This is a genomic window from Streptomyces sp. NPDC002835, assembly GCF_053591995.1.
Genome location: NZ_JBSFUW010000030.1, coordinates 1 through 25270, shown reverse-complemented (window position 1 = coordinate 25270; position 25270 = coordinate 1). Strand labels below are relative to the sequence as shown.

Genomic DNA, 25270 nt, shown 5'->3' with positions numbered 1-25270 from the left:
CGGCGGCCGGCGGAGCGCCCTCACACGCTCCACCGGCCGCCGCCCCGTGCGCATTCAGCCTGCGGCGACCTTGTTGATACGCCGGCGCAGGCGCCGCATCCCGCGCAGCCACCGGTCGGTGTCAGTCGCGCGGTAGGCGTAGTGGCCGCGTACCTCCGCGTGGGAAGGATCAGGAGGCGCCCGTCCACGAGCCCCCTTCATCACCTCGTCGGCCACGTTCTCCGGGCCGAGCACCGAGGCGCCGAGCACCCCCTTCGCGGCGGCGTCCGACTGCTCGTACATCTCGGCCGGAACGCCGACGCTCGACGTGTGCCCGGAGACCGGCCGGGCCCGGCTCTCCTACCGCCGGGCCGAGGAGGTCTTCGAGGAGAACACCCGGCTGCCGGCCAACCCGCTCGCCGAACCCGAGGACATCGCGAGCGCGGCATGACCATCGGCGGCGCGGACGTCACCGACGAGTCCATGCTGTCCATGGCCCTCCACCTGCGCGACCAGGAGATGAACCTGCGCGACATCGCGAAGCGGCTCGTCATCACCACGGGCGCGAAGAAGGGCCGGCACCCCTCACCCGCCACCGTCATGCGGATGCTGAGCGCACACGACGAGCAGACCGCCACGGCGGTGAGTGCATGATCACCCCGCTATTGCGCGGCTGGTGTCTGAGCCAGGGCTCCGGGGCCCGGGCAGGCCGCCCGGTTACTGGCCAGGCACGACGGCTCTCACAACCGGGCGTTTCGCGAGAGGGAAGAACCGGAATTGGTGCTACCGCCATCCGCTGCCCCGTTGGTCCCCAACGCCGCAGCTCTTTGTGTCCCTCCACCACGGCGGGCAGATCGATGATCCCCGGCACGGCCGGACCGAGGACGATCCCGGTCAACAGGGCCAGCATCGGCCCGCTCAGCGGTAGCCGTTGGATGAGAGCGGAGAGCGCCGCCACGACGAGTGCGAGCGCACCGGCAACAGTCAGCAGCGTGTCCACCATGGCGCCCGGCCTCCCCTTTCCGGCCACGGGCATGTGTCACGCCGACACCCGATGGCCTGGACGGGGCAAGCTGGTGACATTGCCGAAGAGCACGAAACCGGCCCGACCGGAACAGAAGTGGCTGCTGCACCTCCACCTCCTGACCGGGCGGTGCACCCGTAGCTCCGACTCCGGCAACACCCCCTACGACATGGTCAGGCCTGGCGGCTACCGCCCACTGCCGAGCCCTCACCGAGCGTCCATCCGGTCCTCCCAATGACGGCCCGCCCCCCGGCAGCTCCAGCGGCTGTGAGGTGGCATGGGTGTGCCTGCGTCCCGCATCCGAGAGAAACCGTCCGTTCGCCGTCCCTGCATTCGTGGGCGCCATTTCGGCGCGGCGCTCAGATCCGCCTCGGCGAGGCGTGGTTCCGGAGCCACCCGGACGGGCTAAGAAACCGAGCAAGGCCCTTGTCCCGGCTGGGCCGTACACGCAGGGGAGTTGCGTCGTCATGGTGGCCATGAGTCCTTGGGAAGCGTGTCCTGCCGGAACTCACCATGAGGAGGAGACATGGGCACTGTGCAGAACGGCCGAACGGCCCAAAACCTGTCAGTGGTTTTCGCGGTTCGTGTGATCGAGGGCGGCGAGCAAGGATTCCTGGAGATGTACGAGCAGATGCGGAAATCCGTCGCCCGTACCCCCGGGCACCTCGTCGAAAGACTGGGAGAACCGGTGGACGACTCCCGTCTGTGGGTGATCACCAGCGAATGGGAGACGCCCGAACGCTTCTTCGCCTGGCAGCAGAGTGAGGACCATCAAGCACTGGTGGCTCCGCTGCGCAAGTGGGTCGACTCAACGCAGTCGCTGCGGTTCCGGGTCGTCACGGAGACCGTGGAGGACAAGTCATGACGCCCACCACTCACGGCCCCGTCGCCGTCCTCGGTCTCGGCACGATGGGCACCGGCCTGGCCACGCGCCTCCTCGCGCAAGGCGTACGGGTGCGGGTCTGGAACCGCACCCCGGAGCGGACCGAGCCGCTCGCCGCGGCCGGCGCCGTCGCCGCCGGCCGCCCGAGCGAAGCCGTCGAGGGTACGAGCGCCGCCATCTGCACGGTCGCCGACGGCGACGCCCTCGGTGCCGTGCTGCACGGCCCGGACGGCGTCCTGGCCCAAGGCACCTACCCCGGCGCCCTGATCTGTGCCAGCACCGTCGCCCCCGAGGAGGTCGTCCGTCTCGCCGCGGACGTGCCCTCCGTCCTGGACGTCGGCATGCTCGGCAATCGCGACCACGCCCGCGACGGCGAACTGCGGCTGTTCGTCGGCGGCGAGGAGCGGGTCTTCACCGCCGGCCGGCCGCTGCTGGAAATGCTGGGCAAGGAGGTCGTCCATCTGGGCGCACTCGGTTCCGGCATGCGGATGAAGCTGCTCCTCAATCTCCTCATGGGGATAGAGGTCCAGGCCATGGCCGAGGCCGCCGAACTGGCGGCCGTCTTCGGCCTCGACAAGCAGCTCGTCCTCACGGCGATCGCGGGCAGCGGCTTCGCCTCGCCGGTCATGGCGTTCAAGTCGCGGCGCCTGGCCACCGGGCGTTTCGACGAGCCGGACTTCCGGCTGCGCCTGATGGCGAAGGACCTCATGCTCGCTACGGAGCAGGCTGGGGCGGCAGGCCTGCGCCTTCCGCTCACCGCCGCAGCCGCGGAGACCCACGCCCGCGCCACCGAGCAGGGGCTCGGTGACGAGGACTGCGCCGCGGTCGCCCGAGCAGTCACACCGGAACCGGGAACCCACACATGATCATCGACATCCACGGACATCTGTCCCCACCGGAGGCGGCCAGACGCTTCCCCATGCCCCCGAGCCTGACCGACGTCGACGGAATGCTCGCGGCCCGCGCCCAGGCCGGGATCGACCTCACCATCATTGGCAGCCCGGTGGGCGCCGGGGCGATGGCACGGGTCCCGGGCGTCGACAACTACAAGCAGCCGCGCGACCGGCTGCGTGGTTTCCACACCTGGATGTCGGGCCTGATCTCCTCGTTCCCGGACCAGTTGCGCGGGTACGTCTACGCCAACCCGTTCGGCGACGACGACCATCTGGAAGGCGTGCGGGAGACCTTGGCGGACCCCGCCTTCGTCGGCCTGATCACCACTTCCAGCGTCCACGGCGAGCTGCTCGGCTCGCCGCGGGCGGACTCCTTCTTCGCGCTGGCCGCGGAGGCGGGAGTCCCGGTCCTGGTGCACGCACCGGCCGAACCGATCGGCACGGAGCGCGTGGACGCCATCGGCTTCGTCGAGCAGATCGGCCGGTTCGGCGACGTCACCATGGGCATGGCCATGATCGCGTTCGCGGGTTGGCTGGACAAGTACCCCGGCCTGCGGCTGATCGGCGCGACCGGCGGCGGCGCGATGGCGCTGCTGCCGGAGCGCCTCCAGACGGCGGCGCGCCCCCGCCACTGGGGCGGCGGAGCGCCGCCCTCCGACCGGTCCGATCCGCCGGTGTCCGACCGGGCGGCGCCCCTGGCGCCGTCGGCGGACCCGGCCGCGGCCCTGCGGCGCATGTACGTCGACACCAGCCCGTTCAGCCCGGCACACCTGAGCCTCAACGCGGAGGTCCTCGGACCCGAACGGATGCTGTTCGGCAGCGACTCACCGCCGCTGTCCGCACCGCTGGAAGACCTCATCCACATGATCGAGAAGCTGCCCTTGGACAAGGCGTCCCAGCAGCTCATCCTCGGCGGCAACGCCGAGGCCCTCTTCGACCTCAGGAGCCGTCTGTGACCACCATGCAAGACCCCGTCACCACAGCCGAGCAGTGCACAGCCGATTTCCGGCGGAACCCGTACCCGGTGTACGCCTCCCTCCGGGAAGCGGCGCCCGTCTGCCCGATGAAGCCGCCGCACGGCGTCGAAACATACCTGATCACACGGTACGAGGACGCCCGTGCCGCCCTGGCCGACCCTCGGCTGAGCAAGGACATGTACGGGGCCATGGACGCCTACCGGAGGATCTTCGGTGACTCGTCGGTCTCGCTGGACGACAACATGCTCAACTCCGACGCGCCCAAGCACACCCGGCTGCGCAAGCTCGTCAACTCCGCTTTCACCCCGCGCCGCGTAGAGGCGCTGCGGCCGAAGATCCAGGACATCGTCGAGACGCTGCTCGACGCGTGCCCGACCCGGGAGCCGATGGATCTGCTGCCCGCGTTCGCGTTCCCGCTGCCGATCATCGTGATCTGCGAACTGCTCGGTGTGCCGCCCGAGGAGCGGTCCCACATGCAGCGACTGTCCACCACGGTGGCTCAGACGGGATTCAGCAGGGAGTCCAAGCAGGCGCAGCAGAAGGCCGAGGAGCACCTCCACGCCTACTTCACGGAGCTCATCGCGCGCAAGCGTGAGCACCCCGGCGAGGACCTGCTCAGCGCGCTCACCGGGGCCCGGGACAAGGACGGTGGCCTCACGGAGAGCGAGCTGGTCTCGACGGCGTTCCTGCTGATGTTCGCCGGTCACAAGACGACCGCGTACCTCATCGGCAATGCCGTGTACCACTTCCTGGCCAACCCTGCACAGCTGCGCGCCGTGCAGGAGAAGCCTGAGCTGGTCGGCCCCGCGGTGGAAGAGCTGGTGCGCTACGACGGCTCGGTGGAGAGCGCGACATTCAGGTTCGCGACCGAGGATGTGGAGATCGGCGGTACGCGGATCCCGAAGGGCGCCCTGGTGCAGATCTCGCTCCTTTCCGCGAATCGCGATCCGCGGAAGTTCGACTCCCCGGACGAGTTCGACGTGAAGCGGCCGGGAAGCGAACAGAGCGCCCACCTCGGGTTCGGTCACGGAAGCCATTACTGCCTGGGCGCACCGCTGGCGCGGCTGGAGATGAAACTGGCCCTCACCAGCCTGTTCAGCCGTTTCCCGGGGGTCGCTCTGGCCGACCCCGAAGGTGGGGCGAAGTGGATGGAGGTCCCCTTCCCCGCCTTCCGCGGCCTCGCGGAACTGCCGGTCGTGCTCGACCCCGAGCCGTGACCGGCAGCGAATTCAGCAGCCGTCCGCGGTGAGAGCCGTTGCCCCCGAGCCCGCTTTCACCGCGCGGGTCGGATCAGATGGGGCCGGGAAGGTCTCCTGTGTCCGCCTCATGCCCCGGATCCCTCACCGGACCGGGGCACCTCCATGACGTGATCAGGAGAGTGGAGCGCATGCTCCGCATCCGCGAAAAGCTCCCCCGGGGCCCTGCGGCAGCAGCCGATCCCGGGCCTCGCGCCTCGCCGCCGCGTCGCTCGCCATCACCGGTCGGTGCAGCAGCTCCTGGAGCTCCGAGACGGCCGGAACCGGACACGGCCGCCTCCGCGGCGAGCCCCTTCCCACCCCACGGGCGTTCAGCTCCGTCTTCGGCGGCCTCAAGGCTTGAATCGTTGGGTGTTTCTCCGGCAGGTCCGCGGTGCTCAAGGCTGCCGTGGGGGTTCAAGGGGCCGAGTGCGCCCCGCCGCACCGGCCGCCGTTCCCTCGGCACGACAGACAAGACAGACACGAACTTACGGGATCTTTCCAGCATTGTGCTCCATGCTGGTTCTTGCCGCGTCAGGCCCCGCCCGGGGCGTCGTCCCCTCGCCCGGGGCGGGAGGGGCGCAGTGCGACCGACCGGAGGACCATGTACAGGCAGGATCACGCCCGTCCCACCTCTCCCACCCGGCGTGCCGTACTCGGCGCGGGGATCGCCGCGGCGGGATCCGCACTGTTCACTGCCTGCTCGGGCAGCGGCGCGGACCACGCCGGCGGCGCCGGGAAGGAGGCCGCGGACCCCAGAACCGGAGGCTCCGTCTCCGCGGACGGCAAGAAGGTCCGGCCCACATGGACGCCCAGCCCCGAAGGGAAGGTCCGCGGTCTCACCTTCACGGCCACACCTGCGACGGTCGAGATCGGCGGCGGACGCACCGTCAGGACGGCGACGTACAACGGCGAACTGCCCGGCGAAGCGGTGAGGATCACCGCCGGCGACACGCTCCAGCTGACGCTCGCCAACCATCTGCGCGACCCCACCACGGTGCACTGGCACGGCATCGCCCTGCGCAACGACATGGATGGCGTGCCCGAGGTGACACAACCGCCCATCGGACCGGGCCGATCCTTCACTTACCGCTTTCAGGCACCGCACCCCGGCACGTACTGGTTCCATCCGCACCTGGGTCTGCAGATCGACCGCGGGATGTACGCACCGCTGATCGTGGACGACCCCAACGAGCCACTCGCCTACGACGCGGAATGGATCGTCCTGCTGGACGACTGGATCGACGGCATCGGCGGCTCCAGCCCCGAAGACGTCTTCGACCAGCTCCGCAAGGGCAAGCCCGCCATGGGCCACGGCTCCGCGCACAAGGGCGGTCACGACCGCGGCGACCGTCCCGTACCGTCCAAACCCTCCGGGGGAATCGCGGCCGGGTACGGGCCGCCGGGGGCCCACGCGCCTGGGCGGGACGACCCGTCGCCCTCGCCGCAGAAGGGCAAGGGGCCCGGCCGGCTGATGACGGGCGCCAGTAGCCCGCTGCTCGGCGGCCACACGGGCGACATCGCCTACCCGCACTACCTGATCAACGGACGCACACCCGACGACCCGACCCAGTTCAGAGCCCGACCCGGCGACCGGATCCGGCTGCGCATCATCAACGCGGGCGCCGAGACACCGTTCCGCGTGGCACTCGGCGGCCACCGGATGACGATCACCCACAGCGACGGCTTCCCCGTACGCCACCACCGGACCGACTCCCTGCTCCTCGGCATGGGCGAACGGTACGACGCACTGATCACCGCGAAAGACGGCGTCTTCCCGCTCACTGCACTCGCAGAGGGCAAGGACGGCGCCGCCATGGCCGTCCTGCGCACAGCGAGCGGCGCACTCCCCGCCCCCACCACCCGCCCCGCCGAACTGCGGCGCACCGTCCTCCAGTCAGCCCGTCGGCTCAGGCCCCACGAATCCGTCGAACTCGACCGGCGCCGACCCGACCGGATCCTCAAACTCACCTTCACCGGCGGCGTCCAGGACAACGACTGGGGCCTTGACCACCGCCCCTACACACCCGACCGCGTCCACCGCATCGAACACGGCGAACGCGTACGACTCGTCGTCATCAACGCCACCGACATGTGGCACCCCGTCCACCTCCACGGCCACACCTACGCCCTCACCGGCATCGACGCCCACGGCGCCCGCAAGGACACTGCCACCGTCCTGCCCCACAACAAGCTCGTCGCCGACTTCGACGCCGACAACCCCGGCAACTGGATGCTCCATTGCCACAACATCTACCACTCGGAATCCGGCATGATGACCACGCTGGCCTACCAATGACCCCGCCCATCGGCCCCCAAGTGCTGCCGGCCGGCCGAGGGCGGGACCGAGTGCCGGAGACGACATTCATCGACCGCGGCAGGGCGTTCGTGCCGGAGGCCTTCCTGGCCGCCTTCGACACCCCGGGGATGAGCATGCAGCCCACGCCGCCGCGCTCGCCGACCGCCAAGGGCTCCGTCGAGGGCCTTCGGCGCCATCAACACACTCTTCGCACAGCACGTCGCCGGCTGGACCGGTTCCCACGTCCTTCAGGCAGCAAGGCCGTGGAGGACGAAGCACGCTTCACCATGGCCGAGTTGCAAGAGCTGCTGGACAAGCCGGTCGCCGCGTGCCGGCAGCACGCCCCCCCACGACGGGCCGCCCCACCCGGTCCTGCCGGAGAAGGCCCTGGCCCCGAGCGAGATGCGGGGCGCGCTCCGGGCGCGTCCGGGTACATGCCGTGGTTGCTGACCGATGCCCACTACCCGGAACTGCTGGCCGGTGCGCCGGCACCCGGTCACCGGCCGCGGCATCGGCATCAACTCCCGCATGGGGGAACGCCGGCCACGTGCGGGGCCTCGAAAAACGTGCGGTAGAACAACCCCTACGGGTCCCCGGCACCGAAGGGCCGCCACCTCGACGCGGCGAACGCCGGCAGACAGTCCCGGCGTGAACACATCGCCCGCCGGAACAGGGACCGCGCCCTTGCCACCCCAGTACCCGCTTGAGCTCGCCGTCGTGCGGTGCGCATGGTCGCCGAGGCGCGGCCCGGCTACGACATCGCGTGGGCCGCGATGAAAGCGGTCGCCGCGAAGCTCGGCATCGGCACGACCGAGACGCTGCGCAAGTCGAATGACCTCGACGCCTGCTCGCCGCACAGTATGTGAAGATCGACGACGAGATCGGAGATGCCCGACGGCTGGGCCGCCCACCGCGGTTGACGTATTTGGAGCTCGAAGCCGAGCTCATGGGGCAGGTACTCCCACTGGATGCCGGTATGCAGCACGAACAGGATCCGGCTCCGCAGCGCGTGATCCGCACGTGCACGAGCGTGCGTCTTCCAGGCCCTGCGACCGACTGCGGCTGCAAGTAGATCTGCGTCGTCGGCGCCGACCGGTGACGCAACCCGGGCGAGGACCAGCTTGACCAGAACCGAGCGCCCCCGCGCAAAATCCCCAACGGGACGTCCCGTATGGTTATTCCATGACGCTGCCCAGCGCCCCGCGTGGGCGTCCCAGAGACACTCGTGCCCATCAGGCGATCCTGACCGCTACGACCGCGTTGGTGACCGAAGTCGGCTACGCCGAAACCTCAATTGGGGCGGTGGCGGCTCGGGCCGGAGTCGGCAAGGACACTGTTTACCGGCGCTGGTCGGGCAAGGCTGAGCTGGTGTACGAGGCGGTCTTCACCGAGGCGGAGGCGGCTCCGGCACCAGACACGGGGACGCTGGCTGGTGATCTAACGGCGCTGCTGGAGGCCCTGATCCAGGAGTTCTCCGCCCCAGCCGCCGCTGCGGCCCTGCCGGGCCTCCTGGCCGACTTTGCCGCCAACCCGGACCTGCAGGCCCGCATCCGCTCCCAGTTCCTGGCCCCGGCCAAGGACTGCCTGGTGGCAGTGTTCGAGCGAGCCGTCCAGCGCGGAGAGGCTGACCGAGACGTACCGGTCGATCTGGTTCTGGACACACTGGCTGGGGCCGTCTTCTTCCACGTCGGTCTGGTGGGCGGGCAGCCCAGCCTCAGGCTGGCCACGCAACTGGCGGCCATCGTGGGCCGCGGAATCGAGACCCGATGAACACCTGGTTCCTCACTGCTGGGATAACCGCCGGCGCGGTCGCTGCCATCCACGCCATCGCGGGTGGTCGGGATGTCGTTCGACCCCTGCTGGCTGGCAACCTCCCCGATGAGCCCCGCAGTGTCCTGCACGCAGTCTGGCACATGGTCACGGCCGACCTGATGCTGGCGGCCGCTGCCCTGATCTGGCTGGCTCTGGGTGACCGTCCCGGCGGTGACACCATCGCTTGGCTCTTGGCCACCCACTTCGTGGCCTACTCAGCCGTGTTCCTGGTGGTGTCACTGGCGGCGAGCTGGTCGAAGCCCTGGCTGCGCTTGCCGCAATGGATGCTGCTGTTGCCGGTGGCGGTTCTGGCGGCGGCCGGCGCAACGTGAACCCCCAGGTGAACTTCCCCCGTGATGCCGGACACTCGTTGCTTACGCGGCGAGGGCGTGTTCTTGCTCGTGTCGCTGTCGGATCTCCAGCGGGGTGAGGTAGCCCCAGGCCGGACGCTTCGGCAGTCGCCGCCGGTTGCAGAAGGTCTCGATGAAGGCGAAGACCTCTGCGCGGGCAGCGGTCCGGTCGGGCCGGCAGCGGGTGCCGATCTCTTCCTCAGAAGTGCGAAAGAACGACTCGGCGGCGGCGTTGACGCTCCTACTCAGTTCGTCAAGCCGCTGCGGTATTTTCTGGCTGAGCTTTGATCATCTGGTAGGTCTCCCGGGCGAGGTAGCGCTTGAGGCAGTGGATGATCTCTTGCTTCGTCCTGCCCTCGGCGGTGCGGCGTGCGACGTAGTCGATCGTGGGCTGGTGGAAGCGCATGCGGACGATCACGATGCGGTAGAGCGCGGAGTCGAGCTGTCGGCGACCGCCGCGGTTGAGTCGGTGTCTGGTGGTCTTGCCGGAGGCCGCGGGGACGGGTCGGACGCCGATGAGTTTGGCGAACCTCCCTGGGAAGGGATGCGCTCGGGGTTGTCGCCGACGACGACCAGGACTTCGGCGGCGGTGTCCGGCCCGATACCAAACGCGTCGACGAGCTCGGGTGCGTGCGACTTCGTGCGGGTCAGCGGGTGTCGTAGCTCTTGGCCTCCTTTGCTGAGGTCGAGCCGGCGGCGGCCAGGGCCCGCAAGGCATGCTTGGCCGAGGCGAGCGTGGGAGAGAGGCTGCCGGGCTGTCGCGGGCGGCGGTGACGGGCGACTGCTCGCCCGCCTACTCCTCTGAGTTGCGGTGCCCGCCGCGCTTGTGGCAACCCTCCGGTATCCGATCGACGTTCCTCTCGTCGAGCGCGAACGACGCCGGCGCCCGCGACCAGGCGCGGGTGGCTCGAGAGAAGGCGGTCGTGCTGCGTGCCTGACAGGTACTGGGATCCTGCGCCGTCCGTGACCGGTATCAGGCGGCGCGCCGTGGAACAGCGCGTGCGGGCCGCTCTCGCGAACGTCGGCGATGCTTGTGCGGCCATGTGGATGCTGCTCTTGGCCGTCGTGGTGCTCGCGGCCGCGAACGCGCTCAACGACCTGCTCGCCCCCGGTTGGTACGTGCCGGTCTGTGTAGTTGCGGCCGTGCTGCTTGTGTTGATCGCCCGCCGGTCCGGCCTCACTTGGGACGACCTGGGGCTCGGCAGGGCCGCGGCCCGCCGCGGTCTGCGCTGGGGCCTGGTCCTGGTCGGAGCCGTTCTCGTGGTCTTGTCGGTGGGCCTGGCACTGCCGTTCACCCGGGAGGCATTCCAGGACGAGCGAGCCGCGGGCCTGTCTCCCGAAGAACTGGTGTACCGCGTACTGGTCCGAGTACCGCTCGGCACGGTGCTGCTCGAGGAGATCGCATTCCGCGGCGTGCTGTGGGCCATGGCTCGGCGGCGGTGGGGTCCTGTATGGGCCACCGTCGTCTCCTCGGTGCTCTTCGGGCTCTGGCACGTACAGCCGTCACGCGGACTCACGCGCGCGAACGCGGCGGCCCAAGCGGTCTTCGGAGCCGGCCAGGTCGGCGTCGCCCTGTCCGTGACGGCGGCGGTCGTCGGCACCGCCCTCGCCGGTGTGCTTCTCTGCGAGCTCCGCCGCCGCTCCGGCAGCCTCGTCCCACCCGTGGCGCTGCACTGCGCCCTCAACAGTGCGGGTTACGCACTCGCCTGGGCGGCGAGTCGCTGGTGGGGCTGATCGGCGCATGTCGGCGTCGTCAACGGCGCACCGACACACGTAGGAATGCGACGCTGCGCGATGGCCGCTCCCGTCCGGCAGAAAGCCACGGGGTGGCGGGCGGTCGATTATCCCGGACGACGCGCCGCGCCCTGCGCCGCCCGCGCAACGGCCAGAAGTTTCTCGGGGCGCGGCGGCGGAACGCCGGGGCGCGGGATCAGTCAACCGGACTGATCCGGTGCGAGATGCGGTCGGAGCGCAGCGGGTCCGGCCGGGTGCGGCATCGTGTGGGTGCGGCGCCCGTTCTCTTCCCGGGGGTACGGGGCGCTGCGTCGTCGGCGTCGTCCGGTGGGCGTGGTTCGCTGCGCTCCCCGCCCCATCTTGCCCGGGCAATCGCCCGGCGTGAGTGACCTTGGGCAAAAGAACTTGTGGACCAGGGCATGTGCTGCCTTCTTGCGCTCGACCCGCCGGCCGACGGGCTCCGAGTCGTCCTGCGGCCGACGGGAAGCCAGTCGGGCCTCCGGCAACACGCCGCTGGGCGACGGGTTCCCGGAGGCAGTCGCGATGGGCGGCGACGCAAGTCTCCGCGGCCCGGCCGAGGCCTGTCACAGATGGAACCGGTCGGCGACCTGCAGACCTTCCGTGAGCAGGTGCCCGGGGTGCTGGAGCGTTACCAGCGACGCACGGCCCGTCTGACCAGGCAAGTCAAGACTGTGGTCAAGGAGTTGGCTGGCCGGGCGGGCTCACGTCTGCTGGCGATACTCGCGGCGGGCCTCTCTCGCCACACCGCCCTGCGCGTCCTGCTGCGTATCCCGCAGTGACAGCCGCAGCACGGCCGGGGGGGAGGGCGTGAGCGATGGCGTTGGTGACCAGCTCGGATATCACCAGGACCGCGTCGTCTGTCGTGGCCGCAGGTATGGCCCAGCCTCTGAGCACGGTGCGCGCACGATGGCGCATGGTGCGGACTGCTTCCGGGATATGCGGCAGCGGGCAGGTGTATTCGGCTTCGCCGGCAGGCGCGGCGCCGGCCGGAGGTACGTACAGATCGCGGCTCGTCATCTGCGGCCTTATGACGGTCAGGGCTATTCGGCGTTGGCGAGGACGTCGGTCAGCGCGGTGACTGCGTCGTGGGCGTCGGGACCGGTGGCCCGTACGGTCACCGTGCTTCCGGCCGTGGCCCCCAGGCCCATGACGCCGAGAACGCCGGTGGGATTGATCGTCTTGCCGTTGTGGTCCAGCTCGATGGTGCTGGAGAACTGACCCGCTGCGCGGGCGAGTTGCCCGGCGGGGCGGGCGTGGAGGTTGGCGGGAAGCACAACGGCTGCTTCGTGGCTGGTGGCGGCGGGGGAGGTGTCAGAGCTTACGGACATGGCGGGCCTCTTCAGCGGATTTGACGACGGTGTGCAGGTCGGCACCGGACGCGGCGGCGACCACTGCGGCGACGGCGCCCTCGACGAATGGAGCGTCGACGATGACGACGTCCGGGCGGGGGTGGTCGTCCAGGACGGTGCGGGTGGTCAGAACGGAACTGCCGAGGTCGGGAAGAACCAGAACCCCAGCTCCCCGGTCGGCGTCCTCGATCGCGTTGAGCACGAGGTCGTAGCTGGTGCCGATCCTGCCGTCGTCGGTTCCGGCCGCGGTGACGACGGGAACGGCGTCTGAGTCGATCTGGCCCACCAGCAGGCGCAGACCTGCAGCAAGCTCGGCGCTGTGGGACACGAGTACGATGCCGACGGGTGTGCTCATGAACAGTCACATTAAATCTCGGAACACTGTTCAGCAATACTGAATCGGAGATCTCTATGGTCCAGTCTGTGCATCGAGCAGTGCAGATCTTGCGGGAACTCGCCTCCGGCGGTCCCCGGCTGGGTGTCACCGAGCTGGCCGACCGGCTGGGCGTTGCGAAGCCCACCGTGCACGCCCTGCTGCGCACGCTGGAGATCGAGGGCCTGGTCGGACAGGACCGGGACAGCTCGAAGTACCAGCTGGGGCCGAACCTCGTGCAGCTGGGCAACGCCTATCTGGACACGCACGAGCTGCGGACACGGTCATTGACCTGGGCGGACGCTCTGGCCAACCGCACCAAGGAAGCCGTGTGGGTGGGCGTCCTCACGGGCGACCACGTGCTGATCGTCCATCATGCGTTCCGCCCCGAGGGCGCAGTGCAGATTCTCGAGGTGGGCGCGAGCATCCCGTGGAACACATGCGCCCTGGGCAAGGCCATCGTGGCGTCGTCGTCGGCGGATGTTCGCGAACGCCTGCTCGCCGGGGAGCTGACGGTCCTCACCAGTGCCAGCATGACCGACCGGAAGGCGCTGGCAGGCCACCTGGAAGAGGTCCTCAAGGCCGGCTACGCGGTCGAGGACCAGGAGTCGGCCATCGGGGACGCGGGCATCGCCTCGCCGGTCTTCGACCGCTCCGGCGAGGTGGCGGGCGCCATCGGCATCGTCGGCCCGGTGGAGCGCATGCTGGGCGAATCGACGCGCCAGGAACTCGCCGTGGCCGTGCGGGAAACTGCCCGCAATCTCTCCCGCGACCTGGGAGCCCCGCGCCGGGCCGCCTACGCCCCGGGCGCCTAGACGCACAGCCCCGCATCGGGGCCTCGCCCCGCCACGGCGTTGCGGCCGACCGGTGCCGAGGGCTCTTGACAGGCGTGAAACGTGGGCTTAACTTCCGGAACAACGTTCATCAATGATGAACAACGCCGAGAGCGTGGACCGTCCGGTTCCCACAGGGCCGCCGGGTTCTGCCCGAACAGAAGGACCCGGCGGCTCCTCTGCCGTCACAGCCCGCATCACGCGGAGGAGGTGAAGCGTCCGTGCCAGCGTCGGCACCGGGCGCCGTCAGATGGAAGAGAACTCCCGCCCAAGGCTCCTCGCCGGGACGCCGGGGATGGCCGTGCTGCCGCTCATCGTCGGGTCCGTCCCTGCGGTCGCGATCACCAGCGCTGGCGCCCCGTTCGCCCCGGCGCAGCCGGGAACGCTCTCCTTCGCTTTCGCCGCGGTCACCGCGATTGCCTGTGCGGTGGCAGGCGTACGCGCCGCGACGAAGGTGCCCCTCGCCCGCAGGCGGGTGGGCAATTGCGTGACCCGTCCGGACGCGGCGGGTGTCTCCACCACGGTGTGCAGGGCGGATGCAGACATGCTGTCCCTGTGGGACGCGCCCGTGAACAGCCCCGCCCTGCGATGGGGCGCCTGAACCGGGTCGGGGGCGGGGCTGTGCATGAGGCGCGGCCCTCCAGAGGTGGCCGTGTGAACTGCGCCCCGCCCCCGGCTCTTCCAACCACCGACCCCGTATGCACCGATCATCGAACGGAGACCCCCATGGACATCGACCTCGCCCGTGCGTGGGTGCAGGCCATCACCGTCGCCGTGGGCCAGCACAAGGATCACCTCACCCAGCTCGACTCGGCGATCGGTGACGCAGACCACGGGACCAACCTGGACCGCGGATTCACCGCTGCTGCCGCCGCCGTTTCGGACCTCAGCCCCGACACGGTCGGAGCCGTCCTCATCAAGACCGGCACCACCCTCATCTCCACCATCGGGGGTGCCTCGGGACCGCTGTACGGGGGCGCGTTCCGCGCACTGGGCAAAGCCCTGGACACTCCTGCCGCCGACCCGCTCGCGTTCGCCGAGGCACTCGCCGCCGGTCTGGAAAGCATCCAGAAGCTGGGCACGGCCGTCCCCGGCGACAAGACGATGATCGACGCGTATGCGCCCGCCGTGGCCGCCTTCGAGGGGCAGGCCCGTCAGGGAACCGGCTTCGCCGCAGCGGCAGCGGCTGCCGCCGACGCCGCCGAGGAAGGCATGCGCGCCACCACGCCCCTGCAGGCACGCAAGGGCCGCGCCTCCTACCTCGGGGCGCGCAGCGTCGGCCACCAGGACCCGGGAGCCACCTCGACGGCCCTGATCTTCCGCGCCCTCGCCGACACAGCGGCCCATGCCTGACCGACCGCCCCACCCGCACCAGGCAGTAACCGGCTCCCGGCATCGGCCTGGGATGCCCCGCTTCTGCTCGCCTGCTGCGGCCCACTGCCACGAAGGTTTCCTCGCATGAGTCTGACACTCCGGGCGGCCTCGCCCCTGCGGATCGGTCTGGGCCTGGCTGCCGTCGGCCGGCCCGGCTACATCACGCTGGGCCGGGACACGGATCTGCCCGCGGTTCGCTCGGCCGAAGCCCTCAAAGAGCGGGCCTTCGCCTTGATGGACGCGGCCTATGCCCAGGGGGTGCGCTACTTCGATGCCGCCCGCTCCTACGGGCTGGCGGAAAGGTATCTCGCCCAGTGGCTTCAGGCCCGTTCCGACGTCACGGACATCGTGGTGGGCAGCAAGTGGGGCTACACCTACACCGCCGACTGGAGCACCCAGGCAGACGTCCACGAGGTCAAGGACCACAGCACGGCCGCCTATGACCGGCAAGTTGCCGAGACCCGCGCCCTGCTGGGAGGCCGGCTCAGCCTGTACCAGATTCACTCCGTCACCCCGGACAGCCCCGCACTGAGCGACACCGCCCTGCATGAGCGGCTGGCACGACTGGCGGAAGAAGGAGTGACCGTCGGCCTGTCCACCAGCGGCCCGAACCAGGCAGACACCATCCGCGCGGCACTGTCGGTCACGGTGAGCGGAAGGCCGCTGTTCGGCAGCGTCCAGACCACCTACAACCTGCTGGAGCGCTCCGCAGGCGAGGCGCTAGCCGAAGCACACGACGCCGGCTGCGCGGTGATCGTCAAGGAGGCCCTGGCCAACGGCCGCCTGGCCGACCCCCACGCTGTCGCACCCGAGATGAGCGCTCTGCGCGAGATCGCCCGTCAGACCGGTGCCTCGTGCGACGCCGTCGCCCTCGCGGCTGTTGCCGCCGAGCCCTGGGCCGACGTCGTGCTCTCCGGAGCCGCCACGGTCGGCCAGCTCACCAGCAACCTCGCGGCAGCGCGCGTCAAGCTCCAGCCCACCCAGCTTCAGCGGCTCACCGAGCTGGCCGAACCCGCCGGCGCCTACTGGACGCACCGCTCTCAGCTGGCCTGGACGTGAGCCGCACCGCCAGCCGCTTCACCTGACCTCAACACCCCACCGCCTGACGGTCGCTGATCCATCCACCCTCGCTTTCCAACGGAGCCTTTCCCCATGACGTATTTCCTCCCGCAAGCCGACACGGTTCTCAGCGCCGCACGCGGTCTCGCCCTGGCCAACCCCGGCCTGATCGAAGTGAACAGCAGCCCGCTGTACCTGCGGGCCCGCACCAGCAACCCCAACCGCACGGTCGCGCTGGTTGCGGGAGGCGGCTCTGGCCACGAACCCCTGCACACCGGCCTGTTGGGCCCCGGCGGCCTCGACGCCGTCTGCCCCGGCGAGATCTTCGCCTCCCCGCACAACCGGCAGATCTACGAGGCCGGCGCAGCCGCCGCGAAGAGCAACGGCGTCCTGCTCATCATCAAGAACTACACCGGTGACTTGATCAACTTTCAGATTGCCGCGGAACGCCTTCGCCACGACGGCATCCCCGTAGCCACTGTCCTCGTCGACGACGACCTGGCCACCGACAGCACCGAGGCCGCGACCGGTCGCCGGGGCACCGCCGCAACCGTGGTGCTGGAGAAGCTGCTCGGAGCCTTCGCCGACCAGGGCGCCAAACTGGACGAACTCGCCGCCCTGGGCGCGGACATCGTTGCGCGCTCCCGCAGCCTCGCCGTCGCGGCCCGAGCCCAGACCTCACCCTCGACCGGGGCACCGGCCTTCGACCTGAGCCCCGGGACACTCGACTACGGCGTCGGCATCCATGGCGAGCGCGGTGCACGCACCATCGACCACCGCCCCGTCGAAGAGCTCGTGGCGCAGATGACCGACGACCTGCTGACGGCCCTGCCCGCAGGGCAGGAGAAGGTCCTGGCCGTCGTCAACGGCCTGGGTGCCACGACCAGCCTGGAACTGCACGCCATCGGCTCGATCCTGCACGACCTGCTGGCAGCCCGCGGCATCACGCCCCTGGCCATCGTGCCCGGCACGTTCACCTCGGCCCTGGACATGGCCGGCTTCTCCATCACCCTCACCCACATGAAGGCGGAGTGGGCCGAGCTGTGGATGGCACCCACCGACACGCCGCTCGTCCTTCCCTCCCTCACCCTGACCCCGGACACCGCGGCGAGGGTGATGGCCGAACCGGCCGCCACCCCCGCAGGCGAGGGCGAGGCCCCGGCCAGCCGAGCCGTACTCGACCGCTATGCGGCGATCGTCTCCCAGGCCCACGACAACCTCACCGCCCTCGACCAGCTCGTCGGCGACGGCGACTTCGGCGACAACCTGGCCGGCGGCGTGCGCCGGGCGGTCAAGCGGAACGCATCGGGGACCGACGGCGTTGCTGCCCTGGCCGAGGCCTTCCTCAACGACGTCGGCGGCACCAGCGGTCCGCTCTTCGGGCTCCTCTTCCAGGACCTGGCCACCGTGTCCTGGTCCGACGACCAGGCGCCTGACGCAGGGGCCGTCGCCGACGCAGCGCAATCCAGCCTCGACGCCATCCACCGGGTCGGCGGAGCCGAGGTCGGCGACTGCACCCTCGTGGACGCACTCGCTCCCGCCACCGAAGCCCTGGCCGCCGCCGCCCGCGACGGCGCCGCCGACAGCCCCTTCACCGCTGCCGCCGAGGCCGCCATCCAGGGAGCCCTGAGCACCGCCTCCCTCACCCCCCGGCGCGGCCGCGCCAGCTACGTGGGCCAGCACGCCATCGGCGTCCCCGACCCCGGCTCCTTCGGCGTGGCACTGCTGTTCACCGCGCTCGCCAACGTGTACGAGCCGGCCACCGCCACGCGCCTGCCCGACCCGGAGCGTCTCACCGCGCGCTGACCCCGACCGGCGCGGGTCACGCCGACCACTGCATCGGTCCCGCACGGCATTCCCCAGCCACAAGAGCCGCGCCCTGAACGGGCCTTGAGGACGCGTTCGCGCCCTCAAGGCCCGTTTTCTCCGCTTTCAAGGCGGCAAGCCGCCCAGACAACCCACTCTCCAGCACCGTGACGCTCGACGAGCGCCCCGGACTGCGCCACGGCGTCCGGTCAGCGGGTGGCGAGGAGTTCGAGCGTGTCGATCACGCGGTTCGAGAAGCCCCACTCGTTGTCGTACCAGACGACCACCTTCACGTGGCGGCCGGCGACGCAGGTGAGAGCCGAGCCGAAGATCGAGGAGGCGCTCAGCTCTGGTGAAGGGGTAAACGCGAGCGAACGGACCGGCGGGGATCTTCTCTCAGAAGCTCCTGGAGGTGAGCCTTGTCGGCGCGCATGGCCAGGTAATGCCGCACCAGTCCGTTCCGGTCTCCGGCGAGAACCTGGCCATCACGGGGTCGGCATCCTCGGCCTCGCACCACAGACCTGCCGCCAGAAGACGGATCAGGTGATCAGAGTGGATAGCCGGCGATGCCGGCTCCAGGTGCACGTCTTGCCGCTGCAGTTGGAAGAGGGCGCGAACGAGTGTCTCCCTGTCCCCGTCATGGGTTGGAGGATCTCGAGTGCGCACGCAGACACATCGGCGGCCTGCTGGCCCGGGTGCGCGAGGCGTCGCAGGAGACGTTCGCCTCCTGCGCGGTCACGCGCAGCTGGGCTGCGGCGGGCGGAGCAGGCGGTGTCGATGTAGCGAACGCCGCGGTCGTAGGCCGCGTTCAGTAGGTGGTGGGCGCGAGCCCGCAGTGCGCCGGCCGGGCGGGCCGCGAGCAGCCCGGCCCAGATGAACAGTGCCGGGACGCCCGCCGGGAGCCAGTTGCAGGCCGAAGCGCGCAAGCGGCGCGGCTGCGAGGCATTCCAGGCACCGGCAGGGGTGCGCCCCGGTCCGGTCCTCGCGGTCGGCAGGTCGCACAGCGCCTGGGGACCGCAGGGTCCCCGGCTCGCTGTCCGGGCCTGCAGCGCGCACGGAGGAGGCCGGCGCCGGGCGGAGCTCCGGGCCGGCGATGCGGCAGGCGTCATGGCAGCGACGGCATGCACGTTTGCTGCACGAGCTGCCAGACCTCTTCGGGACTCTCCCGGGTGAGGGCGCCGGCGGCCAGCGAGGAGCAGGCGTCGTAGCGCAGGCGGCGGATGCGGGCGCGGACTTCGTCGAGTGCGGAGGGGGCTGCGGAGAGGATGTCGACGCCGAGGCCGACGAGCAGGGGGGTGACGAGGGGATGGGCGGCGGCGTCACCGCAGACGGAGACCTGACGGTGGTGGCGGTGTGCGGCGGTGACGACCTGGTCGATGGCGTTGAGGACGGCAGGGTGCGCGGCCATGGCCGGGGTGGCGGCGGGGTCGCGGCGGTCGATGCCCAGGATCTGACTGGTGAGGTCGTTGCTGCCGATCGAGAAGAAGGCCGCTTCGCGGGCGAGTTCATCAGCTGCGGCGACGGCTTCGGGCAGCTCGACCATGATGCCCAGCGGGGGTGCGCTGACGCCGAGTTCGGCGGCCGCAGCATCGAGAAGGGCGCGGCAGGCGCGCAGCTCGTCGACGCTCGCGACCATGGGGATCATGATGCGCAGGTCGGTGTCGGCTCCGGCGCTGAGCAGACTGCGGAACTGGTCGGCGAAGGCGTCGGGTTGGGCGAGCATCAGAGGCAGGCCCCGGCCGAGCCGCTCGCCCTCACGGCCCTTGGCGAGGAACGGCGGCAGTTTGTCGTCGGCGAAGTCGAGGGTCCGGGCAGTGACGGTCTGCCCGGCGAGGGCACGCAGCACCGGGACGAGGGCGGCCGCGTGCTGGTTGCGGGTGGGCCAGGCGGCGTGGTTGAGGAAGGGCAGCTCGGTGCGCAGCAGCCCAACCCCGTCGGCGCCGGCGGTCAGTACGGTCCGGGCCTCGGCCGGCGTAGCCACGTTGGCCCGCAGAACGATGTCGTGCTCGTCCAGGGTCCGGGCCGGCAGGTCGCGCTCTTGTGCGAGCGCGAGCCTGCGGAGCCGCGCCGCGTCGATGGCCTGCAGAGCGGTGGTGCGTTCGTCGTCGCCGGGATGGACGACGGCGGTGGCGCGTTCGGTGTCGAGGAGGATTTCCCGGCCGTCGGGCAACTCGAGCAGCTGCGGGTCGACAGCGAGCAGCAAAGGGATGCCCTGGGAGCGGGCGACGATCGCGGCGTGGGAGTTCGGGCCGCCGGTGACGGAGATGGCGCCGGTCACGGTCTGGCCCGGCTCCAGCAGGTCCGCGGCACCGATCTCGTGGGCCACCAGGATCAGGGGCTGGTCGGGTGTGGGGCCGGTCTCGCCGTACAGGTGGGCCAGGACACGGCGGCCGACCTGGCGCACATCGGCCGCGCGGTCGGCGAGGGTCGGGTCGTCCAGGGCGGCGATGACTGAGGCGTAGGCGTCGATGGCCTGCCGCACGGCGACGGCCACCGGCCGGCCTTCGCCTGCTCGTTTGACGGCCTGGTCGCGCAGGTCCGCATCCTGCGCGATGTAGCCGTTGACCTCCATGATGTCGGCCTGTTCGTCCTTGCCCTGTTCGCGCAGCGAGGCGGACAGCTCGAGCAGGCGGGCGGCGACCGCGTCGAAGGCGTCGGTGATCTGCTGCGCGCCGTCGCCATTGGTGCGCTGGGGCAGCGAGCTGCGGGTGGTGGGACGGTCGGTGCGGCGCAGGAAGCCCAACGCGGTGCCGGCGGCGGCGGTGTGCCCTTCATAGGTGAGGCGGTCGGTCATCGGGCCACCGCCGTCTCGGCCAGGGCACGGAAGATCAGGGCGGTGGAGGCGGTACCGGGGTCCGGGTGGCCGATGCTGCGGGCGCCGAGATGGGAGGCGCGTCCCTTGCGTGCCTGCAGCGGGGTGGTGGCGCGCATCCCGTCCTCGGCGGCGTCCGCTGCGGCCAGGGCGGCAGCGGCGAGGTCGGCTCCGGCATCGGCCTGCTGCTGGAAGGCGGCCAGCGCGGGCGCGTAGGCGTCGATCATGGTCTTGTCGCCCGGCGAGGCCGCGCCGAGCTTCTTGATGCTGTCCAGGCCGGCGGCGAGTGCGGCGGCGAATTCCTGGGGTGTGGCCTTGGGGGCATCCAGCGTCTTGCCGATGGCGCGGAAGGCGCCCCCGTACAGCGGGCCGGAGGCGCCGCCGACGCTGGAGATGAGGGTGGTGCCGCTCTTGACCAGCAGGGCTCCGACGGTGTCCGGCTCGACGCCGTCCAGGGCCGTGGTGACGGCGGAGAAGCCGCGGTGCATGTTGACGCCGTGGTCGGCGTCGCCATTGGCCGAGTCGAGCTGGGTGAGGTGGTCCTTGTGCTGGTCCACGGCGGCGGCGATGGCCTGCACCCACGCGCGGGCGAGGTCGATGTCCACGGAAATGCTCCGTTCAAGGCTTGCGCAGCGGGTTTACGAGGGGATGAGCCGGGGGCCGGCCGCTGGATGCGGCAAGGGGTGCGGTCCGGGGAGAGCTGGCTGCGGGGAGGCTCTGGCCCGGGCCCTTGCGGATCGGGCGGCCCGCCCCCGGCTCGGTCAGGCGCCCCAGCGCAGGGCGGGGGTGTTCACGGGCGCGTCCCACAGGGCGAGCATGTCGGCATCGGCCTTGCACACCGTGATGGAGACGCCCGCCATGTCCAGGCTGGTCACGTAGTTGCCCACCAGGCTGCGGGCGACGGTTACGTTCTTCGCGGCGAGCACCCGTGCCACCTCGTTGAACACCACGTACAGCTCGATGAGCGGGGTGCCGCCCAGGCCGTTGACCATGACGATGGTGTCGTCCCCGGCGGCCAGCGGCTGGTCGTCGAGGATGGCGTCCAGGGCCGTGGCCACGATCTCCTTGGCGGGGCGCAGCTTCTCCCTGCGGCGGCCGGGCTCGCCGTGGATGCCGACGCCGACCTCCATCTCGTCCTCGGGCAGGTCGAAGCCGGGCTTGCCGGAGGCAGGCGTGGTACAGGCGGTCAGGGCCACGGCGAAAGACCGGGAGGAGGCGTTGACCCGCTTGGCCATCTCGGCGACGGCGTCGAGGTCGGCGTCCTGCTCGGCGAGGGCCCCGGCGATCTTCTCGACGAAGACGGTGGCTCCGGTGCCGCGGCGGCCGGCGGTGTAGGTGGAGTCCTGGACGGCGACGTCATCGTCGACCAGGACGGTCTCCACACTGAGGCCTTCCTCGGCGGCGAGTTCGGCGGCCATCTGGAAGTTGAGGACGTCACCGGTGTAGTTCTTCACGATGAACACCACGCCCGCGCCGCCGTCGACGGCCTGGGCCGCGGTGAGCATCTGGCCGGGGACGGGCGAGGTGAACACCTCGCCGGGGCAGGCCGCGTCCAGCATGCCCGCTCCCACGAAACCGCCGTGCAGCGGCTCGTGCCCGGAACCACCCCCGGACAGCAGGGCCACCTTGCCCGCTCGGGTGCCGCCCGCGCGGGTGATCACCTTGTTCTCCGTGTCGACGTTCAGCCCCGGGTGGGCGGCGGCGATACCGGACAGGGCGTCGGTGAGGACCGCTTCGGGAGCGTTGATGAGCTTCTTCATGACAGGGCTCCTTCGGCCGTGGCGGGCTGGGCCGCCGGGCTCTCGGCGGGGGTTGCGGCGACTGCCTTGCGGCGGGCGTTGAGGGCGACGTAGAGGAAACCGGCGACGACGGCGCCGATGACCTCGGCGGCCAAGTAGACCGGCAGCTGGTCCCAGTGGACCGTGCCCCCGAACAGCTCTCCCGTGATCATGGGGCCGAGTGTCCTGGCGGGGTTGATGGACGCCGCGGTAGCCGGCGCCACCGGGATGATGATCGCGAAGACGCCGAGGCCGATGGCCAGGCCCGCGAAGCCGCCGGGCGCGCGCCGGTCGATGGCGCCGAACACGATGAACGCGAGGAGGAACGTGCCGACCGCTTCGGCGAAGAAGGCCTGCCCGGCGCCGACACCCGTGCCGTAGGCGGCGATACCGAGGCCGACGTCGACTGCCTTCTTCCCCAGGACCCCCACGATCGCGAGCGCGCCCAGCACCGCTCCGGCCACCTGGGCCGCGATGTAGCCGGGGACGTCCCGCCAGGGCATCTTCTTTGTGGCGGCGAGGGCCAACGTGATGGCCGGGTTGATCTGGCAGCCGGAGATATGGCCGATCGAGTAGACCATCGCGATGACCGCGGTGGCGAACGCGAGCGAGATCATTCCCAGCTGCGCCATGGTGAACGGGGCATCGCCGCCGACGATGAGCGTCGCGGGGACCGAACCGACGCCGATGAACACCAGTACGGCGGTGCCCAGCATCTCGGCGAGAAGTTTCTGAGGGTACGTGTTCTCTTCCATAGTTGGGCGCCCATGCCACATTGCACGGGGCGCTCACCTCCTCCGCATGAGCGGGCTGTGAAGGGAGGGGGCCGCCAGGTGGTCAGGGTCGGGCAACCTGGCGGCCGGCTCATTGGAAACCGGAAAGCCAGCGGCATCCGGGAAAGTGGTTCATCATGGATGAACGGTGTTCCGAGAAATTAAGTCCGTGTTCCGCGCCTGTCAAGGGGTTCTGCAACCCGCTCCGAACGGCGGACGGTGGGAGGCTGCTGCGGCATCGGCGTCGGCATCGCGGGTGAGGGGTGTGGCGGTGGTCGCCGCCTTCGTGTGGATGGCATTGAGTCGACGGATGGGGCGACCTGCCAAGTAATTTGCTGATCGCGGGGCTGATTGCGGGCGGTCTCCGGCGCGGTCGCCGCGGGCCTCGGGTGTCCCGGTTCGGTCGGCAGGCACTCGGCGGGGCCGGCGGTCGCGATGGCACCAGCCGCCTTGCCGGACGGTCAACGGCAGGAGAGGTGATTGCTCCGCCGGGGCGCGGTGGGCAGGCGGGCGTCGAAAAATTTCCCTGAGTTCAGTATTGATGAACAGCGTTCCGAGATTTAACGTAGCCGTTCATGAACGCACCTGTTGGCATCGTCCTTGTGTCCCACAGCGCCGAGCTCGCCTCGGGCCTTCGCGTGCTGGTGGAGCAGATCGGCTCGGAGGACGTCCCCCTCGCCACCGCCGGAGGAACCGACGACGGCCGGATCGGCACCAGCTATGACCTGGTTCTCAACGCGATCAAGGACGCCGACCGCGGGGGCGGCGTCGTCGTCCTTCCCGACCTCGGCAGCTCCGTCCTGACCGCCCGCACCGTCCTGGAAGACCACCCCCGCCCCGACGTCACCCTCGTCGACGCGCCCTTCGTCGAAGGAGCCGTCGCAGCCGTCGTCACCGCCGCATCCGGCGCCGACCTCAAGACCGTCGCCGACGCCGCCAAGGAGGCTCGCAATGTCCACAAGCTCTGACTCCAACGCCACGGCCACGGCCAGCCACGAAACCGGCGTCGTCCTGCCCGCCAACCTGCACGCCCGCCCGGCAGGCCAGCTCGCCCGCGCCGCAGCCGGATTCACCAGTACCGTGCAGCTCGAATACTCCGGCCGGACCGTCAACCCGACAGGCGTCCTGGCGGTGATGGGCCTGGGCGCCACCGCCGGAAGTACCGTGACCGTGCGTGCCGAAGGCCCTGACGCCGAACAGGCCGTCGCGGCACTGGCCGGCATCCTCGCCACGGCCGAATAACCCCCGCCGCCCCCGCACCGAACGCGCCGCCGCTTGCGGCGGTGCACTCAGCCGAACGTATGCACCATTGATGTGTGGGATCACCGGTCACAGTCACGACCTAGAGTCTCGATCAAACCCGGAACAGTTCATGCCGCCCGTTGGCGTTCAAGCTGACCGCGGGCCAGGCAGCGGACAGCCGCCATTCAACCCCGTCCTGAAGAAGGTGCGGGTGCGCGGACCCGTCGGCCGCCCCCGCACCCGGCCGGACGCGGTCGCCGGGGACAAGGCCTACTCGTCCCACGGCAACCATGCCCACCTGCGTAAACGCCGAATCAAGGCGGTCATCCCGGAGAAGGAGGACCAGGCCGCCAACCGGAAGAGGAAGGGCGCCAGCGGTGGTCGGCCCCTCAACCACGACGCCGACCTCTACAAGGAGCGGAACACCGTCGAACGCACCATCAACCGCCTCAGAGGCTTCCGCGCCGTCGCCACGCGCTACGAGAAGCGTGCCTACATCCACCTCGGCACCGTCACACTCGCAGCCCTCGCGATCTGGCTCCGCACGTGATCCGAGAAACAGCGCCTAATACTGCAACGGTCTTTTGCGTGACGGTGGGGCAGTTTCTGGTGGTGTGTGGCCTCGTCGCTTGTAGTGGCTGATACGGGCTTGGTGTTGTCGTCC

At 70.3% G+C, this 25270-nt stretch carries 26 protein-coding genes and 4 pseudogenes; 20 read left to right on the top strand and 10 right to left on the bottom strand.

Features of this window, described 5'->3' with window-relative positions; genetic code table 11:
- Window positions 1–54: 54 nt before the first annotated feature.
- Complete coding sequence (locus tag ACWD01_RS27115; protein WP_451165411.1) at window positions 55–282, bottom strand: hypothetical protein; 228 nt, start codon at window positions 280–282, stop codon at window positions 55–57.
- 25 nt (window positions 283–307) lie between these two features.
- On the opposite strand from ACWD01_RS27115, the gene ACWD01_RS27110 reads away from it, so the two are divergent.
- The 10 genes from ACWD01_RS27110 (at window position 308) to ACWD01_RS27065 (ending at window position 9434) form a co-directional block, all read left to right on the top strand.
- Entirely contained in the window at window positions 308–430 is a 123-nt protein-coding gene (locus tag ACWD01_RS27110; protein ID WP_451165410.1) for a hypothetical protein, read from the top strand.
- Complete coding sequence (locus tag ACWD01_RS27105) at window positions 427–633, top strand: hypothetical protein (protein WP_451165409.1); 207 nt, start codon at window positions 427–429, stop codon at window positions 631–633. The genes ACWD01_RS27110 and ACWD01_RS27105 overlap by 4 nt, the downstream gene beginning before the upstream one ends.
- 896 nt (window positions 634–1529) lie before the next feature.
- Window positions 1530–1868, top strand: a complete 339-nt coding sequence (locus ACWD01_RS27100) for an antibiotic biosynthesis monooxygenase family protein (protein WP_451165408.1) — start codon at window positions 1530–1532, stop codon at window positions 1866–1868.
- On the top strand, window positions 1865–2752 hold the full coding sequence (locus ACWD01_RS27095) for an NAD(P)-dependent oxidoreductase (RefSeq protein ID WP_451165407.1): 888 nt from the start codon (window positions 1865–1867) through the stop codon (window positions 2750–2752). Before ACWD01_RS27100 ends, ACWD01_RS27095 begins: the two co-directional genes overlap by 4 nt.
- Window positions 2749–3735, top strand: a complete 987-nt coding sequence (locus tag ACWD01_RS27090) for an amidohydrolase family protein (RefSeq protein WP_451165406.1) — start codon at window positions 2749–2751, stop codon at window positions 3733–3735. The genes ACWD01_RS27095 and ACWD01_RS27090 overlap by 4 nt, the downstream gene beginning before the upstream one ends.
- A 5-nt stretch (window positions 3736–3740) precedes the next feature.
- Window positions 3741–4973: a cytochrome P450 family protein gene (locus ACWD01_RS27085; RefSeq protein WP_451165461.1), complete on the top strand. Its 1233-nt coding sequence runs from the start codon at window positions 3741–3743 to the stop codon at window positions 4971–4973.
- Window positions 4974–5595: 622 nt separating this feature from the next.
- Window positions 5596–7290 (top strand): multicopper oxidase family protein, encoded by a 1695-nt coding sequence (locus ACWD01_RS27080; RefSeq protein WP_451165405.1) that lies wholly within the window; start codon window positions 5596–5598, stop codon window positions 7288–7290.
- Between the two features lie 722 nt (window positions 7291–8012).
- Window positions 8013–8156: a hypothetical protein gene (locus tag ACWD01_RS27075; protein ID WP_451165404.1), complete on the top strand. Its 144-nt coding sequence runs from the start codon at window positions 8013–8015 to the stop codon at window positions 8154–8156.
- A gap of 316 nt (window positions 8157–8472) precedes the next feature.
- On the top strand, window positions 8473–9060 hold the full coding sequence (locus ACWD01_RS27070; protein ID WP_451165403.1) for a TetR/AcrR family transcriptional regulator: 588 nt from the start codon (window positions 8473–8475) through the stop codon (window positions 9058–9060).
- Window positions 9057–9434, top strand: a complete 378-nt coding sequence (locus tag ACWD01_RS27065; protein ID WP_451165402.1) for a hypothetical protein — start codon at window positions 9057–9059, stop codon at window positions 9432–9434. Before ACWD01_RS27070 ends, ACWD01_RS27065 begins: the two co-directional genes overlap by 4 nt.
- A 271-nt stretch (window positions 9435–9705) precedes the next feature.
- Here the strand turns inward: ACWD01_RS27065 and ACWD01_RS27060 are convergent, their stop codons facing one another.
- Window positions 9706–10170: a transposase gene (locus tag ACWD01_RS27060; RefSeq protein WP_451165401.1), complete on the bottom strand. Its 465-nt coding sequence runs from the start codon at window positions 10168–10170 to the stop codon at window positions 9706–9708.
- A 269-nt stretch (window positions 10171–10439) separates the two neighbouring features.
- On the opposite strand from ACWD01_RS27060, the gene ACWD01_RS27055 reads away from it, so the two are divergent.
- On the top strand, window positions 10440–11186 hold the full coding sequence (locus tag ACWD01_RS27055) for a CPBP family intramembrane glutamic endopeptidase (RefSeq protein ID WP_451165400.1): 747 nt from the start codon (window positions 10440–10442) through the stop codon (window positions 11184–11186).
- 602 nt (window positions 11187–11788) lie between these two features.
- Window positions 11789–11977: pseudogene (locus ACWD01_RS27050) on the top strand (ISL3 family transposase); the annotation flags it as partial.
- On the opposite strand, the pseudogene ACWD01_RS27045 reads toward ACWD01_RS27050, so the two are convergent.
- The 3 genes and pseudogenes from ACWD01_RS27045 to dhaM (ACWD01_RS27035) all read right to left on the bottom strand — a co-directional run.
- A pseudogene (locus tag ACWD01_RS27045) lies at window positions 11961–12122 on the bottom strand (ATP-binding protein); the annotation flags it as partial. The pseudogenes ACWD01_RS27050 and ACWD01_RS27045 sit on opposite strands and share 17 nt — an antisense overlap.
- 125 nt (window positions 12123–12247) lie before the next feature.
- Window positions 12248–12535 carry an HPr family phosphocarrier protein gene (locus tag ACWD01_RS27040; protein ID WP_451165399.1) on the bottom strand — a complete coding sequence of 96 codons (288 nt, stop codon included), beginning with the start codon at window positions 12533–12535 and terminating at the stop codon, window positions 12248–12250.
- Window positions 12519–12911 carry a dihydroxyacetone kinase phosphoryl donor subunit DhaM gene (gene dhaM / locus ACWD01_RS27035; RefSeq protein ID WP_451165398.1) on the bottom strand — a complete coding sequence of 131 codons (393 nt, stop codon included), beginning with the start codon at window positions 12909–12911 and terminating at the stop codon, window positions 12519–12521. The genes ACWD01_RS27040 and dhaM (ACWD01_RS27035) overlap by 17 nt, the downstream gene beginning before the upstream one ends.
- A 68-nt stretch (window positions 12912–12979) precedes the next feature.
- On the opposite strand from dhaM (ACWD01_RS27035), the gene ACWD01_RS27030 reads away from it, so the two are divergent.
- The 5 genes from ACWD01_RS27030 (at window position 12980) to ACWD01_RS27010 (ending at window position 18001) form a co-directional block, all read left to right on the top strand.
- Window positions 12980–13744, top strand: a complete 765-nt coding sequence (locus ACWD01_RS27030) for an IclR family transcriptional regulator (protein ID WP_451165397.1) — start codon at window positions 12980–12982, stop codon at window positions 13742–13744.
- Window positions 13745–14012: 268 nt separating this feature from the next.
- Entirely contained in the window at window positions 14013–14363 is a 351-nt protein-coding gene (locus tag ACWD01_RS27025) for a hypothetical protein (protein ID WP_451165396.1), read from the top strand.
- A gap of 125 nt (window positions 14364–14488) precedes the next feature.
- A complete protein-coding gene (dhaL, locus tag ACWD01_RS27020; RefSeq protein ID WP_451165395.1) occupies window positions 14489–15115 on the top strand; it encodes a dihydroxyacetone kinase subunit DhaL in 627 nt (208 codons plus the stop codon).
- 105 nt (window positions 15116–15220) lie between these two features.
- Window positions 15221–16195, top strand: coding sequence for an aldo/keto reductase (locus ACWD01_RS27015; RefSeq protein WP_451165394.1), 975 nt, complete (start codon window positions 15221–15223; stop codon window positions 16193–16195).
- Window positions 16196–16288: 93 nt separating this feature from the next.
- Window positions 16289–18001: a dihydroxyacetone kinase family protein gene (locus tag ACWD01_RS27010; RefSeq protein WP_451165393.1), complete on the top strand. Its 1713-nt coding sequence runs from the start codon at window positions 16289–16291 to the stop codon at window positions 17999–18001.
- Window positions 18002–18210: 209 nt separating this feature from the next.
- On the opposite strand, the pseudogene ACWD01_RS27005 reads toward ACWD01_RS27010, so the two are convergent.
- The 5 genes and pseudogenes from ACWD01_RS27005 to ACWD01_RS26985 form a co-directional block, all read right to left on the bottom strand.
- Window positions 18211–18342 (bottom strand): annotated as a pseudogene (locus ACWD01_RS27005) (type I glyceraldehyde-3-phosphate dehydrogenase); the annotation flags it as partial.
- A 764-nt stretch (window positions 18343–19106) separates the two neighbouring features.
- Window positions 19107–20795 (bottom strand): phosphoenolpyruvate--protein phosphotransferase, encoded by a 1689-nt coding sequence (locus tag ACWD01_RS27000; RefSeq protein WP_451165392.1) that lies wholly within the window; start codon window positions 20793–20795, stop codon window positions 19107–19109.
- Window positions 20792–21418, bottom strand: coding sequence for a dihydroxyacetone kinase subunit DhaL (gene dhaL / locus ACWD01_RS26995; protein WP_451165391.1), 627 nt, complete (start codon window positions 21416–21418; stop codon window positions 20792–20794). The genes ACWD01_RS27000 and dhaL (ACWD01_RS26995) overlap by 4 nt, the downstream gene beginning before the upstream one ends.
- 156 nt (window positions 21419–21574) lie before the next feature.
- Complete coding sequence (gene dhaK, locus ACWD01_RS26990) at window positions 21575–22573, bottom strand: dihydroxyacetone kinase subunit DhaK (RefSeq protein ID WP_451165390.1); 999 nt, start codon at window positions 22571–22573, stop codon at window positions 21575–21577.
- Complete coding sequence (locus ACWD01_RS26985; RefSeq protein ID WP_451165389.1) at window positions 22570–23346, bottom strand: MIP/aquaporin family protein; 777 nt, start codon at window positions 23344–23346, stop codon at window positions 22570–22572. The genes dhaK and ACWD01_RS26985 overlap by 4 nt, the downstream gene beginning before the upstream one ends.
- Window positions 23347–23939: 593 nt before the next feature.
- Between ACWD01_RS26985 and dhaM (ACWD01_RS26980) the strand changes: the two genes are divergently transcribed.
- From dhaM (ACWD01_RS26980) to ACWD01_RS26970, 3 genes and pseudogenes are all read left to right on the top strand, one after another.
- On the top strand, window positions 23940–24332 hold the full coding sequence (gene dhaM / locus ACWD01_RS26980) for a dihydroxyacetone kinase phosphoryl donor subunit DhaM (RefSeq protein WP_451165388.1): 393 nt from the start codon (window positions 23940–23942) through the stop codon (window positions 24330–24332).
- The gene (locus ACWD01_RS26975; protein ID WP_451165387.1) at window positions 24316–24606 is read left to right on the top strand and encodes an HPr family phosphocarrier protein; all 291 of its coding nucleotides are present in this window, start codon (window positions 24316–24318) and stop codon (window positions 24604–24606) included. The genes dhaM (ACWD01_RS26980) and ACWD01_RS26975 overlap by 17 nt, the downstream gene beginning before the upstream one ends.
- 131 nt (window positions 24607–24737) lie before the next feature.
- Window positions 24738–25156 (top strand): annotated as a pseudogene (locus ACWD01_RS26970) (IS5 family transposase); the annotation flags it as partial.
- Window positions 25157–25270: the final 114 nt, after the last annotated feature.